Raw genomic sequence first — 15,162 nt, 5'->3', positions numbered from 1 at the left:
GCGCCAAACAGCAGGCCCGCTAGCAAGCGGGCCCTGTTGCTAGCGTGGAGTCAACTCCAGCACTCGATTGCGCCCACCTTCCGCCAGCAGATAGCTGCCCTTCTGCGTTCGAATGATCGACTGCGGCGCCTTCAGGAAAGACAGAATGGTTTGCTGCTTGCCTTGCCGATCCACCAGCAGCAACCGCGCACGGTGCGTCGAGTCCTCGCTGATCCACAAGCCACGCTCGTCACACATCAGGAACGTAGGCTGGTTCAGCTTGGCAACCACCACCGGGTCACTGCGGTCCTCGCTCAGTTGGCGCACCACGCCCTCTTTTTTCAGGGTGTAGAGCAGGCGCCCATCGGTACAACGGGTGATCGATTCCGCCTCGTTGAGATGATCGCGCACGACGCTCAAGGTCCCGTCGCTCCAGCGATAGCGCATTAACCGCCCCTCACCCTTCACATCCTCAATGGCATAGAGATATTCGCCATCATTCCACAGCCCCTGCACGTTATTGCCGGAGAACAGGTGGGTGACCACGCCATCCTTGAGCAGGCTGACCGGAGCACCGCCCACCTCCTGGCTGAAAGCCCATCCGCCAAACGCGGGGACGATGCCATCAGGCTTGGACAGGTTGGAAACGATGGCTTCGCGCTTTCCATCCGAATGAATACGCACAATGCTGCCTTTCCCACCGTTCAGTTCCTGGCTGACCATCAGCGAACCATCCGGCATAAACGCCAGCGAGGCGGCCTTGGCCACCTCACGATGAACAACCCGATAGTCCCAGCCCTCAGCTGACTGCACCGGATAGAAGCTCTGCCAGGCAAAAAAGCCCAGTGCGGCGACACACAGCGCACCGCCCCCGTACAACGCCACCCGGAATTTGCGAAATGGTGAAACCGTGCCCTTCACCCTATTGAGCGTTATTGCCATTGATCGCCCTGTCCATAAATATTCGAAACCGTCCTAGACAGACCACAAGGGTTGTCTGAAGTTGTCAGGCGCAGTCTCAGGCAACACCTGCGTGACAGCCCACGATACACGCACGATGCAGCATGCCCCAGAACATAGACGCGAAAAATTCCCCAGGCGCGCAAACGCCATGAGCGAAAGCCCCCTCCAAAAGCCCTTTTTCGCCAAAACCCTCTTGGTTTCAACTTCCCGAACATGGCCAAACCCCAACTAGAGCTTACCCAGCCACGTAACAAGATCGTTCATCAAGTCAGCAATATAATCAGGACCATTAAAATTAATTCGCAAGCATCTGATAGGAGACATTTATTCCAATAGCCCATAAAGCTCATGCAAAAAAATGTAAATTTATCGACAACCCAAATCCCTCAATGCCACATTGACCCGCACGCAAAGAACCCAGAACAGCCAAAATTCGCTGGCCTGCGGCCACCAACCGGAGCAACAGATTACCCAAGGAAGCCGACAAGCTGGACGACCAGGCTGATCAGTAAGTATCAAAGCAATAGCAGATGACCACTCGTCGTACTTTGATAAGTATTTTTTCAACTTTTCAACTCTTTGCCGGTTCCCAACTATTGCTGACTGAGACAGCAAGCAAGACTCAACTGACCAAGAGGAATCGCACCATGCCTGATACCGGAGAATCAATTCCCGAAAACTTCGCAAACGATCGACAGAAAGCCTCTGAAGCGGGCAAAGATGAAAACGCCCCCATGAAAGCCTATCCTCGTCCCCCCTTCCCGTCTCAACCACAATCCACTCCAGGCTCGCAGACGGCCATGGATCCCTATCCCGACTGCGGAGAACAAAGCTACCGGGGCTCCGGCCGCCTACAAGGCAAGACTGCCCTGATCACCGGTGCTGACAGCGGTATCGGACGCGCCGTGGCGATTGCCTTTGCACGCGAAGGCGCCGATGTGGCCGTAGCCTATCTGCAGGAAGAGGAAGATGCCCGGGAAACTGCCCGCTGGGTCGAGCTGGCCGGCCGCCAGTGCCTGTTGTTGCCCGGTGATATTGCCCAGAAACAGCAATGTCACGACATCGTTGCCAAGACCGTCGAGAAATTCGGGCGCATCGACGTGCTCGTCAACAATGCGGCTTATCAGATGAGCCACGAGAGCCTGGATGATATTTCCGATGACGAGTGGGTCCGAACTTTCGACGTCAACATCACGGCGATATTTCGTATCTGCAAGGCAGCACTGCCGCACATGGCCCGTGGCAGTTCCATCATCAATACCAGCTCGATCAACTCCGACGCCCCCAAGCCGACCTTGCTGCCCTATGCAACGACCAAGGGAGCGATCGCCAATTTCACCGCCGGATTGGCGCAGTTGCTCGGCCCCCAGGGCATCCGTGTCAACAGCGTGGCACCAGGCCCGATATGGACGCCACTGATCGTCTCGACCATGCCACCGGAAGAGGTCAGGAACTTTGGTCAGCAGACCCCCTTGGGGCGCCCCGGTCAACCCGTGGAAGTGGCGCCACTCTACGTGCTGCTGGCCTCTGACGAATCAAGCTATGTCTCAGGGTCACGCTACGGCGTCACCGGCGGCAAACCCATCTTATAGCCGCGAAATACTCAAACGCTCACCCACCACCATTTCGGTGATCCAGTCGATCAGAATAGAGGTATAGGCGCCTTGCGCCACCTCGGAACTCAAGCTGTGGTCCGCGTCATCAATGATTCGGTGGGTGAGCGAATGAGTCTGTTGAAACGCCGCCCGGTAACTCATGATCGTTGCGTGGGGAACATGTTCATCGTGCTCTGACTCGACAATCAGGACATCCCCCCGAAACGCAGCACACGCCCGCAGGGCGCGGTTTTCGTTGGCGTCGATGTGGCTGGCGCGGTACTGCATCAAATCATTGCGATCAAGTTGGCGCTTAGCCATCTGCCAGTTTTCATCACGATAAATGGCCGGTACCCGCAAGGCCAGCCAGCGCACTTTTCGCAATTGGCTGAGAAGGGTTGCCAGGTAGCCGCCGTAGCTGGTGCCCACCACAGCGATGGATGCAGTATCCAAGGCTGGATGGGAAAGCAGACGGTCATAAGCGGCCAGCAAGTCGCGCAGATTGTCTTCGCGAGTGACCAGTGCTTGCCGGCTATCCTCAGCACCGTGCCCACGCAAATCGAATGTCAGACAGATACAGCCAAGACCGGCAATACCCCGGGCGCGCTTGAGATCACGCTCCTGACTCCCTCCCCAGCCGTGCACGAACAACACACCGGGAACCTTGGACTTTGGACTCAGAAAATTGCCGGCAATGGAGTCTTGTTCAACCTTGATCCACACCGGTTCGCTGTTAGCCATCATCGTCATCGACCTGTGCATACTTGAGAAGGAAATCGCCGGCGCCATCGGTGCCGCGATAAAGCAATTGCGCCCGCTCAGGCAGCGGGCACTCGGCATGAACCTCATGGGTAGAAGCGCGAACCGCCTTTATTGCCGAGTCCCCTCGAAGCACCTGCAATGCCGCCAGTTCAGCCCCTGTCGCACCGCCCACACGCCAGGACTGTTCCAGCACACCACATTTCGATTTACCGTCCCCATCGATTCCCTGCAACACATCGTAATTGCGGCGCGAGGCAAAAAAGCCAGGAAAACTCAACGCGGCGGCGGTGTCATACACCCGGGCATACTCAATCGCCTGGCGTACTGACGGCTCCAGATCACGGGCCAGCAAATCGAGGTAATCGCCCCGCACCAGCAACAGCTCAGAGCCGGTGTACACCCACTCGCCCCGACGGTTCTGTGCCTGATGCTGCCGTCCGTGATAGGTCATCAACAAACCATCAACCAGTGTCTGTCCCACGCTGTGGGTGATCGCCTGTTCAAGGTTTTCTTCCAATACGATGCCCTGGGCACAAATCGGCTCATCCAGGTTGCTCAGCCACTGCGCAAGATCCTTCATGTCGTGCAATACCGCCTGACCGGCCCCTCCACACGCCTGTACCTGCTTGACCCGCAAGGGCCCCGCACGCAATCCCTCAATAGCCGCATGTCGGACGTCTGCCAGATCGAAGACGGTCATGCCCGCCAACACCACTTCACGTACCCGCTCGGCAAATTGAGGGTTCCAGCCCTTCGGCTGCGCATGGTTCCGGGAAAGCAGAGGATGGGAGATCGCCTTGGTGGCAATGAAAGCGTGTTGCACGTAGCCTCCCAGCAGGTCCTCCACACCGCCAACGCCTAAATCAACCCGTTCCTCGCCCACCAAGGTTTGGGCGGGTACAAAAAAATAGGGAGCATCTGTCGACGCCCCCTCCTGCGACCAGTCATCGGCGAATGACCAGCCGAGAATCTGTGCCAGCCACTGCGCCAGCGACCGGTTGGTTTGTTGTTCATGGTGCGCAGCGTCGGCTTTGCCGTAGGCCACTACACACCGGTGCTTGACTGGAACGCTCATGGGGCTGACTCCCTTTTTTCATCCTGTAAGGAAGCCGACTGGCACTGCGAATCAATAGTTCGACCCAATCGATCAACGGCCGTCGAGGCAATGACAACCTTGCCGTTGTCTTTGCGACAGCGTGACGGTTGCGCCTATCACGACGCTTACGGCAACGGAGAAACCCTCACCCGCACCTCAAGACCGCTACGCCCCCATATCGCGCCACCCGTGGCCCGCAGCACCGCTTCGCCATCGAGCAAATCGCCAACCGGCGCATCATCATCGATCTTCAGCGTCACACTGCGCGAGGTGCCCCAAGCACCCGGAGCATAAGTCGTGCAGCTCGCGTGCTTGGCATCGGGCTCGATCTGTTTCAGATTCTGCGAGCCACACTGCAGATCGATAATGCGCGTATGCGCGGGCGCCACGTAAGCCATGCTTTCACCGGCAGCCGCCGGAACGGCCGCGCCCTCAAGACGCATGACAGTCACCACCGTTACCGTGGCCCCGGCGACGCCCGAAGGGACCGTGGGCTGCGTCAGCGTGGCGGATCGACCGTTGAGTTCCAGCCCCAGATCGGTGTGCGCCCATGGCGTCCCTGCAGCGGAGTAGAACACGACGGAACCATCGGAAACTTTCCCGCTGGGCGCCAGGCTCGCCACCTGGAGCATCACCGGCCGGGAAGTGCCCCACGATCCGTCCGCATGGGTCGTGCAGGAGGCAGATTTGCCGTAGGGATCGATACGCTTGGTGTTGTGCGAACCGCACGGGATGTCGATGATCCGGGCATAGGACGGTGCGATGTACTCCACCCGCTGCTCGGCCAGAGCGGGAAGCGCGGCGCCATGCTCGGCAAATGCAACCGGGACTTCAAGCCGCTCGTTTTCCCGGGCGCGAGGCAGAAACGGCTGCGTCACCGTCACCCGCCCGACCAGCTTCACCCCCAGATCCGTCCGCCCCCAGATTTCGCCACTGGCCATGTACAGGGCCGCACGGCCATCAGCGACGAGTGTTGTCGGAACCCGGGGATCGGTCCGCAGGATCACCGGGCGCGAGATCGACCAGTTTCCCGGCGCATGGATCGTACAGGAAGCAAAGGAGCCCTGCGGATCGATCCATTTGGTATTGCTCGATCCACAGGCAATGTCGACGATCCGCGTGTGCGAAGGTGCGTTGTAGGTCATGCTCTCTCCGGCGGAAGCCGGCACCGCCTGCCCGTCCGCACGGACCTCGACAGGAATCTGTATCAGCCCATCTTCGCCGGCAACGGGAACCGCGGTTTGGGAGACGTCCACCTGGGCCCGACACGCCGGGAGTGGCTGTCCGGCCAGAGCGATTGCCAGTTGAGCCCCCGTGGGACCCACCCAGCAGACCTTCACGGCCAATCCTTGCTGCCTGTCCACCAGCACCCGGCCCACTTGAAGCGTGGGATCAGCGGTGGTGGCGGTCTCCGGCGTCGCATCGATCTGCACCTGGGATATAGTGTTCGTCGCCTCATCGAACAGCCGTGCCCAAACCCCGGTCAGGCGGTTGTCACCCGCCGGCCAGATGTCAAACGGCGGGCTGGAACTACGCAGTTCCAACGCCAGCCTGTTCGGGGCGACACCCCGGGGAATCAGGATCAACTGCCGCCCCACACTGCCCAGCCGTCCCAGGAAATACAGGCGTGTGGCCCGCACCAACAGCGTCTGCGCGCCTTCGGTTTCCAGCCATCCCGCATGCCGACGTAACGACGCCGAAAACAGACGCGACCCGCCGCCGCTCACCGAGTCTCCCGTATCGGCGTAGGCAATGCGCGTGCAATCCTCGGGAAACAGCACCTGACTGCCGTCCACCGGGCAATGGGTGAGCGAGGCACCATGCGCGGCGCCCAGGTTATGCGCAAACTCGTGGGCCCACATGTCCAGGCTCATCGTCTGACCGATGATCCAGTTACCCGGCACGACCGCCAGTCCGCCCCAGCCACAACCGACGGAAAGCGCGACAAAGATAAAGTCATAGGCGCCAGGATCGAAACCCTGCTGCTGCGCCCCGCGTCGGGCCGCGCTCAATATCTCATTGGCATTGCAGGTACGCTCGCCGAAGTCGACGTCCTTGATCATGACACCCGAGAGATTCAGCTTGTCCTGCGAGGCTCGCCGGACAAACGTGCGCAAGGAGCGGCCATCGCCCAGGGTCATCGCATAGATACTGTCGGCATCGAGGCGTGACGTCGAGTCCGCCCAATGCCCGACCACCAGCAACACCTTGCGGTTACCCAGCACCGGCCGAATGCGCGGGTCAGGAGCCGAGATGAAATCGTTATCGGCGGGAGCGAACTCCGGCTCAGAGGGAAGATCCGGTAAAACCACCGCATCATCGGGGCCTGAAGCTATGGAAATGCCCGGCACGAACAGCGTGAATAACAAAGTGCCGATGGCAAGCCATGAGCTCACCCGTTCAAGTTTCCGAGCTATCCCAGCGCTGATCACAGTGCTCTCCCGCCGTCGCGTTAGCGAACGGAGTCCAGGACAGCCCGATCAAACGATACAGATGCCCTTGTGCCGATACGCTCTTCATGATCGCGCTGGTTTGCAACAGCGTACGGCGGAACTGAAACGAAGAGATGCCTGTGGGAATCATAACGGTGTGCGAGAAGGTGTCTACTGTCAGAAATGACAGTAGACACCTTCTCGCGTGATGACCGGCAACCGCCACCGACCCTCAATCAGGCCTGGGCAGCCGGGTTCAAGCTGGCATTGTCGATAACGTCACCCTTGAGCCTGCACTCGCGGGTGTCATTGATCCTATCGGTGCGGATCCCGCAGGAACATGTCAGGCGATCACCCCTGCTGCTTCTCCAGAGCCAGCGCCCGGGTCCAGCTGGGCAACGCCGTCAGGCCGCGCAGATACGCAACCAGATGGGGATAGTGTTCCCCCAGCGCCAAGCGCTCGATCACGGTGATCGCGACGAACGCCAGCATGAAGTCCGCACCGGACAGTGTGTTGCCCACTACGAAAGACTTGCCGGCCAGGAACCCGTCCAGGTACCCGAGAACCTTGTCGAACTCGGTCCGGGTGTAGCCATCCAGGAACGTCAGTTGAGTGCCGTTATCGCTCTCGAAGCGGGTGAAAATCTTCAGCAGCACCGGCACCATCGCCGAGCTTTCCGAAAAGTGCAGCCACTGCAGGTACTGCAGATAGTCCGGCGAATGGAAATCGGGCTCCAGCCGGGGGGCGAATCGACGAACGAGATACTCGACAATGGCGCCGGACTCGCAGAGCACCTGCCCATCGATTTCGATCACCGGTGACTTGCCGAGCGGGTGAATGCGCTTCAGCGAGTCAGGAGCGAGATGGGTGACGGGGTTTCGTTGGTAACGAACCAGGGTGTATGGCTCGCCGATCTCCTCCAGCAACCAGAGGATACGCAGCGAGCGCGAGGCGTTGAGGTGATGAAGTGTGATCATCAAAGGTCCTTGTCAGTGCTGGATGAGGGGAGACCGAATCTCCCAGGACGGGTGTGGCCGGCCCGGGCGACTCGGTTTTGATCGCGACTTAGCGAAGCTGTCCAAGCAGAGCCTTGGCCACGCCTTCGGAACTGGCCGGGTTCTGGCCGGTGACCAGTTTGCCGTCCTCGATCACGAACGGCCCCCAGTCCGGACCTTTTTCATACAGGCCGCCGAGCTTCTGGAATTCGTCCTCGATGAGGAACGGCACCACATCGGTCAACTCCACCGCAGCCTCTTCGCTGTTGGTGAAACCGGTCACCCGCCGGCCCTTGATCAGTGGCGAGCCGTCAGCGGCCTTGACGTGACGCAGCACACCCGGCGCATGACAGACGAAGCCGATCGGCTTGCCGGCGCGTTCGAAGGCTTCGATCAGGCTGATCGAATGGCTCGACTCGGCCAGGTCCCACAGCGGACCGTGGCCACCGGGGTAGAACACGCTGTCGAAGTCCTGCGCGCGGACCGTATCCAGTTTCACGGTGTTCGCCAGGGCCTGCTGGGCAGCCGGATCGGCCTTGAAGCGATGGGTCTGTTCGGTCTGGAAGTCGGGCAGATCGCTCTTGGGGTCCAGAGGCGGTTGCCCACCAGCCGGCGAGACCAGCACCACCTCGACACCGGCATCCTTGAACACGTAGTAAGGCGCGGCGAACTCTTCGAGCCAGAAACCGGTTTTGGCGCCGGTATTGCCCAGTTGATCGTGGGAGGTCAGAACCATCAGTACTTTCATTCTTGAATTCCTTCTTGTCGCCTTGCAGCGCTGGGATCAGTGGTTGAAAAAAGCTTCGAGTGCAGCGGCCTTGTCTGCGTAGGGGGCGCGCAACCGCAGGTTGGAGGCGCCATCCTCACTTTGTATGACAACAGGTTTTGCGTGAGTGAACCGGCGGAAACCATGAATACCGTGATAAGCGCCCATGCCGGAGGCCCCGACCCCGCCAAACGGCAGGCTGTCGATCGACGCATGGGGCATGACGTCGTTGATCACCAGGGCGCCCGAGGTGGTCCGGTCCTTGAAATGCTGCTGTTGTGCCGGGTCATCTCCGAAGTAGTAGACCGCAAGCGGTCGCGAATGTGCGTTGATATAGGCCATGGGCTCATCGGTATGCGTGTAGGTCCTGACCGGCAGCAACGGGCCGAAAATCTCTTCCTGCATGATATCCATGTCTTCGCTGACATAGAGCACCAGGTGCGGCACGATCTTGCGCGCCCGCGCGTCGAAAGCCGGCTCACTCCCGGCGCCAGGCATATCTGCCCGGCGTTGGACAGCTTGATGGTCAGTGTCCGCTCGATCGCTGTGCGAATGTCGAAATCCTCGGCGATCACGACGGGCGATTTGCCGCCCAACGCCAGGGTCACCGGCACCAGGTTTTGTGCCGCAGCCCGCATCACGTGCTTGCCTACGCGGGTGCTGCCGGTAAAGACCAGGTGATCGAACGGCAACGCACTGAACGCCTGGCCGACCTGGGCATCTCCGAGCACCACGCTCAACTCGTTCGGGTCGAAGTAGCGGGCCACCAACTCGCCGAGCAGCTCGGACGTCCGCGGGGTCAGTTCGGACGGTTTGAGCATGGCGGTATGCCGGCCGGGTGTATCCGCGAACAGGTGCAACACGGGCAATGGTCTTCCTTGGTGCGCACACGCTCCGAAATAAGGCATATGGCACATATCCGATGGATTTATCCAGAAAATAATAGGCAACCTGCACATAAAAGAATGTCACGCATGCCCGGTTTTTCTGCTTTTCTCAAACCACCGAAAGTGGGCCTGGTTATTGCTCCTGCCCCGGCACTGCAAGCAAGCCAACCTGTCATTGCCGCGTTTTCGGTTCGGAGAAAAACACATGAGTTCCACTGGCGAATTCCCCCTGAGTGAAGCCCCTGCCCATGTACGCAAGGGGGTGCTGTCGATTTCCATGGTGTTGTTCAGTTTCACGTTCTTCACCGGCACCATGTTCGCCGGCGGCAAACTGGGCATGGCCTTCCATTTCATCGACATGCTGTGGATCGCGGCGATTGGCAACAGCCTGCTGGCCCTGTATGCCGCCGTGCTGGCCTTCATCGCTTCGCGCAGCGGTCTCAATACCGTGCTGATGGGCCGCTTCTGCTTCGGCGAAGCCGGCAGCCGTCTGTCGGACTTCATCCTCGGTTTTGCCGAACTGGGCTGGTACGCCTGGGGCACCGCGACCGTGGCGATCATCCTGGTGAAAATGCTCGGACTGTCGAACGACCTGAGCATTGTGTTGATGGTCCTGTTCGGCCTGGGTTTCAGCCTGACCGCAATCATCGGCTACAAGGGCCTGGACGTGCTGTCGCGGATTTCGGTACCGCTGATGTTCGTGCTGCTGGTGATCTCGATGGTCATCGCCACTCGCAAGATCGGTGGGCTGCAGGAACTGGCTGCGGTGATTCCCCATGAGGCCATGAGTTTCTCTGCGGCGGTGACCATGGTCTTCGGTACCTTCGCCAGCGGCGCCACCCAGGCCACCAACTGGACACGGCTGGCGCGCAGCGGACGGATCGCGGTCATCGCCAGCGTGATCAGTTTCCTGCTCGGCAATGGCCTGATGATCGTCGCCGGCGCCTGGTGCGCGATCGTCTACCAGCAGGCCGACATCGTCGAAGTGATGATGCTGCAAGGGCTGTCCTTCGCCGCCGTGGTGATGCTCTGCCTGAACCTGTGGACCATCCAGGGCCCGACCATCTATAACGTCTCGGCGGCCGCCTGCCACCTGCTGCGCAGCGAGCGTCGCCGCAGCATGACCCTGGCGGCGGCCGGCGTCGGCATCCTGCTGGCCATCGGCGGCATGTACGAAATGCTCATACCGTTCCTGGTGCTGCTCGGTTCGATCATCCCGCCGATCGGCGGCGTGATCATGGCCGACTTCTGGTACCGCCATCGCGGCAAGTATCCGCAGCTGGCCAGCGTCCAGTTACCACGCTACAACCTCAATGGGCTGGTGGCCTATGCCGTCGGCGCCCTGCTGGCGTACAGCTCGCCGTGGATCGCGCCGCTGGTGGGCATAGTCGCCTCCGCGTTCTGCTATATCGGCCTGAGCGAACTGCGCGGCCGAGGTCGCGCCCTTCATCCCATGCAAGGTGACCAATGAGCCTGACGGTCGAGGAAATCCTCAAGCTGCCCGGGCTTGAAGAATTGCGCGTGCGGGCCGGCTCCACCCACCTGCAACGCAGCGTGCGCTGGCCCTACGTGGCCGAAAACGAAGGGATCGCCGAGTGGGTGATGGGTGGCGAACTGGTGTTCGTCACCGGCATCAATCACCGTCGTGGCGAGGACAACCTCTTGAGCCTGGTCGAGGACGGTGTTGCCGTCGGCATTGCCGGGCTGGTGATTCTCACGGGAGAGGCATTTATCCAGTGCATTCCCCAGACCGTCATCGAGCGCGCCGAACAGCTCGGCCTGCCACTGATCGAGCAACCCTACCTGCTGAAGATGGTCGTGGTCACCCACGCCATCGGCACGGCGCTGGCGCACATGGCCCAGACCCGACGCTCGCGGCAGGATATCCTCGGCCAACTGCTGACCGGCGACTACCCGAGCCTGGCCATTGCCCGCCAGCGGGCAATTCATGCGCAATTGCCGGTCGAGGGACCACGGCGCCTATTGGCAATGCGGCTATCGGCCGTCCATCTGTTGTTCGAGCGTTACCCGCCCGACCGGGCTGAACAATTGCTGCAAAACACCCGAAAGGCGCTGCTGGACCACCTGCAAGCCTGGAGCCGTCAACAGCCCGAACCGCTGCCAGTGAGCCAGCAGGGCGACCTCTTCGTACTCCTGCTAGCCGACCACGACAGCCTGCCCCAGACACTTGCCCACCTGTATCGCAGCGCCAGCGAACGGCTCGGTGAACTGAGCCTGTTCATGGGCCTGGCCAGCCGCGTCGAGGACTGCGGACAATACCGCCAAGCCTTGGGCGAAGCCCGCCAGGCGCTGGATGTCGCCGAAAGCCTGCGTCCGGCTACCGGTTTGTGCGACTTCAGCGAACTGGGCGTGCTGCGCCTGTTGCAGGGCATCGGCGAGCGCACGCTGATCGACGACTTCGTCAAGCGGACCCTCGGCCCGCTGATCGCGACAGGACGCAAGCAACCGCTGATCCTGCTCAAGACCCTCGACGCCCTGCTGCAGGAAAACGCCAACACCTTCAAGGCGGCCCACCGCCTGCAGATCCATCGCAACACCCTGGCACAACGCATCCAGCGTATCGAACAACAAAGCGGGCAATCACTGGACGACCCGCTGTTTCGCATGAATGCCGCCGTCGCCCTACTGGCCTGGCGCATGACTCAAACCTGTAAGGAGCCTGCATGAACATCATCAATGCCCGCCTGCGCGGCAAGACCGGCCTGTATCGCATCGAACTGGACGGCGAGCGCATCGGCGCCATCGTTGCCCAACCTGGCCTCGCCCAAGTTGCGGCCACGGACCTGGACGCCGCGCAGAATCTGGTCACCGCGCCCTTCGTCGAGCCGCACATCCACCTCGACGCCACGCTGACCGCCGGCGAACCGAGCTGGAACATGAGCGGCACGCTGTTCGAAGGCATCGAATGCTGGGCCGAGCGCAAGGCCCTGGTCACCCATGAAGACACCAAGACCCGCGCGCGCAAGACCATCGACATGCTGGTCGACCACGGCATCCAGCACGTGCGCACCCACGTCGATGTCACCGACCCGACCCTGGCCGCCCTCAAGGCGCTGGTCGAGGTCCGTGAGGAAACCCGTCATCTGATCGACCTGCAGATCGTGGCCTTTCCCCAGGAAGGCATCGAGTCGTTCAAGAACGGTCGTGAACTGATGACCGAGGCCGTGGCCCTGGGCGCCGATGTGGTAGGCGGCATTCCGCATTTCGAGAACACCCGCGACCAGGGCGTGTCTTCGGTGAAGTTCCTCATGGACCTGGCAGAACGCACCGGCTGCCTGGTGGACGTGCACTGCGACGAGACCGATGACCCGCACTCGCGCTTTCTCGAAGTGCTGGCCGAAGAAGCGCGGGTGCGCGGGATGGGCGCCCGGGTCACCGCCAGCCATACCGTGGCGATGGGCTCCTACGACAACGCCTACTGCTCCAAGCTGTTTCGCCTGCTCAAACTCTCCGGGATCAACTTCGTCTCCTGCCCGACCGAGAGCATCCACCTGCAAGGGCGGTTCGACAGCTTTCCCAAGCGCCGTGGCGTCACGCGGGTGGCCGAACTCGACCAGGCCGGCCTGAACGTCTGCTTCGGCCAGGACTCCATCGTCGATCCCTGGTATCCGCTGGGCAACGGCAACATCCTGCGCGTGCTCGAAGCCGGCCTGCATATCTGCCACATGCTCGGCTACCAGGACCTCACCCGTGCCCTGGACCTGATCACCGACAACAGCGCCCGCACCCTGAACCTCGGCGAGCGCTACGGCATCGAGAGCGGGCGCCCGGCCAACCTGCTGATCCTGTCGGCACCGGACGACTACGAGATGGTTCGCCGCCAGGGCCAGGTACTGGTATCGGTACGGGCGGGCAAGGTGCTGCTCAAGCGTACGCCGGCGACCGTGGAACGGTTCTTGTCATAGCTTGGGCAAGAGGCTGATCCGCCCCGGTCGCCAGGTCAAAGATCAAGGGGTCGCCAAGGCGACCTGCTGATCCCGAATGCCCGAGGCCGTACTCGACACGGTTCCTCCCTTGTATCAGGAGGAACTGCCCAACGCCTTCAACAGCACCGGATCGCGCCCATAGATATCCGGCGCGTAGAGCAAGGCACCGTCACTGTCGACCTGCACCGTCCAGTACCCCAGCAGGATCGGCACCGGTGCCGTCAGCCGGTACTCATGGGTAGTGCCACTGGCCAGCAACTCATCGGTGTGCGCCCGCTCGGCCGGGGTCAGCAGCAAGTCACGCAGGTGCAACGGCTGCTCGACCCGGACACAACCCGAACTGAAAGCCCGTGGGCCCTTGGCGAACAGCGGCTGACTCGGCGTGTCATGCAGGTACACCGAGAACGGGTTGGGAAAGCGCAGGACGATCTTGCCCAGCGGGTTTCGCGGACCGGCGCCCTGGCGCAGAAGGATGTTGCCGGGGCGCTCCCAGTCGACCTCGTTCGCCGCCAGCGGGCGCCCTTCGCTGTCGAGCACCTGCAGGTTCTGCTGGGCGAGGTAGGCTGCCGGATCCGGGCGGATGGCCGGCAGCTTGTCCTCGCGCAGGATGGTCGGCGGGATGGTCCAGGTCGGGTTCAGGGTCAGGCGAGTAATACGCGACTTGAGCAACGGCGTCTGCCGGTCGGCTCGCCCGACCTGCAGGCGTGTCTGCCACTGCGGCGCACCGTCGTGGTAGAAGCTCAACTGCGCTGCCGCGACGTTCACCAGTACGCCCTCGGGCTCAAGATCCGGCGCCAGCCAGCGGAAGCGCTCGAGGTTGAGGCGCAACTGTTCGCGGCGCAGCGCCGGGCTGATGTTCAATTCCACCAGCGTACCGGGCCCGATCACTCCGTCGCTCTGCAACGAATGCCGGTACTGGAAATGCTTGACCGCCTCGGCCAGGTCATCGCCATAGAGGTTTTCGGGACCGCTGGGCAAGCTCTGCAGATAACCTTCGGCAAGCAGCCGGTGAGCCAGCTCCGGTACTCGCGCGTCCTCCATGCCGGGGCGCAGTAGCGGGCCGGTAGCCAGTGGCGACCAGTGCGGCAGCGGTTGCTGACGTTGCGCGGCATAGGCTTGCCGCAGGTTGCGATACAACTGAGCACTCGGCCGGGCCTGATCGAAGGCCTGGGCGATGTTCTGCAAGCCGGTGGCGGCCAGCGTCAGCAACTCGGCATCCGATTCGCCGGTCGGCGGCTGGGCATGCCACAGCGGTTCGAAACGCGCCTGCAACAGACGCCCGTGGCGCAGGTCATGCAAGGCCTGCAGATACTGCCGGCTAACCTGGATATCGGTGCACAATGGATCACCCGCACTGCTGTCCTGCGCCAGCGGATAACGCGCCGGATCCAGCCCATCGTCGGCCAATAGCGGCAATTGCGCCTGTAAAGCCGCCAATCGGCCATCGACGGACCAGAGCGCAACATTGCCCTGCTGCTGATAGAACGCCTGCAGCCGCAGTTGGGTCGGCGCATCCATTTGTGCGGCCAGGCCCGGGCAACTCGTCGATAAATGGGCGAGTGCCGACTGCAACGGCGTAGGTGGATCGCCGAGCAGGTCGTCGGCCGTCGCGACCAGTGGTGCAACGAGCAGGCAAAGGCTCAAGTAACATGCGTGTTTTTTGAACAAGGGCTAGGCTCCCATCCACGGTTATCGCGCGGGCGGTCTACGGTTATGGCAGAGGCAATAAACCCTCAAGA

12 protein-coding genes and 1 pseudogene are annotated in these 15,162 nt (G+C 61.4%); 4 read left to right on the top strand and 9 right to left on the bottom strand.

Features of this window, described 5'->3' with window-relative positions:
• Positions 1-39 precede the first annotated feature (39 nt).
• The gene (locus BLU37_RS20085) at positions 40-864 is read right to left on the bottom strand and encodes a hypothetical protein (protein ID WP_090210977.1); all 825 of its coding nucleotides are present in this window, start codon (positions 862-864) and stop codon (positions 40-42) included.
• 812 nt (positions 865-1,676) lie between these two features.
• Here BLU37_RS20085 and BLU37_RS20080 point away from each other — a divergent pair.
• A complete protein-coding gene (locus BLU37_RS20080; RefSeq protein ID WP_090210976.1) occupies positions 1,677-2,534 on the top strand; it encodes an SDR family oxidoreductase in 858 nt (285 codons plus the stop codon).
• Here BLU37_RS20080 and BLU37_RS20075 read toward each other — a convergent pair.
• The 7 genes and pseudogenes from BLU37_RS20075 to BLU37_RS29970 all read right to left on the bottom strand — a co-directional run.
• Entirely contained in the window at positions 2,529-3,281 is a 753-nt protein-coding gene (locus tag BLU37_RS20075) for an alpha/beta hydrolase family protein (protein WP_090208039.1), read from the bottom strand. The two genes, BLU37_RS20080 and BLU37_RS20075, sit on opposite strands and share 6 nt — an antisense overlap.
• Positions 3,271-4,374: a DUF3182 family protein gene (locus BLU37_RS20070; RefSeq protein ID WP_090208036.1), complete on the bottom strand. Its 1,104-nt coding sequence runs from the start codon at positions 4,372-4,374 to the stop codon at positions 3,271-3,273. Before BLU37_RS20070 ends, BLU37_RS20075 begins: the two co-directional genes overlap by 11 nt.
• A 146-nt stretch (positions 4,375-4,520) precedes the next feature.
• The gene (locus BLU37_RS20065) at positions 4,521-6,791 is read right to left on the bottom strand and encodes a zinc-dependent metalloprotease (RefSeq protein ID WP_232000364.1); all 2,271 of its coding nucleotides are present in this window, start codon (positions 6,789-6,791) and stop codon (positions 4,521-4,523) included.
• 387 nt (positions 6,792-7,178) lie between these two features.
• Positions 7,179-7,805, bottom strand: coding sequence for a glutathione S-transferase family protein (locus BLU37_RS20060; RefSeq protein ID WP_090208033.1), 627 nt, complete (start codon positions 7,803-7,805; stop codon positions 7,179-7,181).
• An 88-nt stretch (positions 7,806-7,893) separates the two neighbouring features.
• Positions 7,894-8,571, bottom strand: coding sequence for a type 1 glutamine amidotransferase domain-containing protein (locus BLU37_RS20055; protein ID WP_090208032.1), 678 nt, complete (start codon positions 8,569-8,571; stop codon positions 7,894-7,896).
• A gap of 36 nt (positions 8,572-8,607) precedes the next feature.
• The gene (locus BLU37_RS20050; RefSeq protein WP_232000362.1) at positions 8,608-9,087 is read right to left on the bottom strand and encodes an aldehyde dehydrogenase family protein; all 480 of its coding nucleotides are present in this window, start codon (positions 9,085-9,087) and stop codon (positions 8,608-8,610) included.
• Positions 9,088-9,168: 81 nt separating this feature from the next.
• A pseudogene (locus BLU37_RS29970) lies at positions 9,169-9,410 on the bottom strand (aldehyde dehydrogenase family protein); the annotation flags it as partial.
• 271 nt (positions 9,411-9,681) lie between these two features.
• On the opposite strand from BLU37_RS29970, the gene codB reads away from it, so the two are divergent.
• From codB to codA, 3 genes are read left to right on the top strand one after another with little or no spacing between them, the layout of a single operon-like run.
• On the top strand, positions 9,682-10,947 hold the full coding sequence (gene codB / locus BLU37_RS20040; protein WP_090208025.1) for a cytosine permease: 1,266 nt from the start codon (positions 9,682-9,684) through the stop codon (positions 10,945-10,947).
• Entirely contained in the window at positions 10,944-12,164 is a 1,221-nt protein-coding gene (locus tag BLU37_RS20035) for a PucR family transcriptional regulator (protein ID WP_029533983.1), read from the top strand. Before codB ends, BLU37_RS20035 begins: the two co-directional genes overlap by 4 nt.
• Positions 12,161-13,402, top strand: a complete 1,242-nt coding sequence (gene codA / locus BLU37_RS20030) for a cytosine deaminase (RefSeq protein ID WP_090208023.1) — start codon at positions 12,161-12,163, stop codon at positions 13,400-13,402. Before BLU37_RS20035 ends, codA begins: the two co-directional genes overlap by 4 nt.
• A gap of 114 nt (positions 13,403-13,516) precedes the next feature.
• Here codA and BLU37_RS20025 read toward each other — a convergent pair whose 3' ends face one another.
• Positions 13,517-15,091, bottom strand: a complete 1,575-nt coding sequence (locus BLU37_RS20025; RefSeq protein WP_090208020.1) for a L,D-transpeptidase family protein — start codon at positions 15,089-15,091, stop codon at positions 13,517-13,519.
• Between the last annotated feature and the right edge of the window lie 71 nt (positions 15,092-15,162).

It is taken from the genome of Pseudomonas asplenii, assembly GCF_900105475.1.
Lineage (GTDB): Bacteria > Pseudomonadota > Gammaproteobacteria > Pseudomonadales > Pseudomonadaceae > Aquipseudomonas > Aquipseudomonas asplenii.
Note: the sequence above shows the minus strand (reverse complement) of the source record. Positions and strands in the feature narration are given on the sequence as shown.

Bases quoted from the DNA above. Each gene is read 5' to 3' on its own strand.
- codB (WP_090208025.1), top strand. From the start codon at position 9,682: ATGAGTTCCACTGGCGAATTCCCCCTGAGTGAAGCCCCTGCCCATGTA.
- BLU37_RS20075 (WP_090208039.1), bottom strand. From the start codon at position 3,281: ATGATGGCTAACAGCGAACCGGTGTGGATCAAGGTTGAACAAGACTCC.
- BLU37_RS20050 (WP_232000362.1), bottom strand. From the start codon at position 9,087: ATGCCTGGCGCCGGGAGTGAGCCGGCTTTCGACGCGCGGGCGCGCAAG.
- codA (WP_090208023.1), top strand. From the start codon at position 12,161: ATGAACATCATCAATGCCCGCCTGCGCGGCAAGACCGGCCTGTATCGC.
- BLU37_RS20055 (WP_090208032.1), bottom strand. From the start codon at position 8,571: ATGAAAGTACTGATGGTTCTGACCTCCCACGATCAACTGGGCAATACC.
- BLU37_RS20035 (WP_029533983.1), top strand. From the start codon at position 10,944: ATGAGCCTGACGGTCGAGGAAATCCTCAAGCTGCCCGGGCTTGAAGAA.
- BLU37_RS20070 (WP_090208036.1), bottom strand. From the start codon at position 4,374: ATGAGCGTTCCAGTCAAGCACCGGTGTGTAGTGGCCTACGGCAAAGCC.
- BLU37_RS20060 (WP_090208033.1), bottom strand. From the start codon at position 7,805: ATGATCACACTTCATCACCTCAACGCCTCGCGCTCGCTGCGTATCCTC.
- BLU37_RS20080 (WP_090210976.1), top strand. From the start codon at position 1,677: ATGAAAGCCTATCCTCGTCCCCCCTTCCCGTCTCAACCACAATCCACT.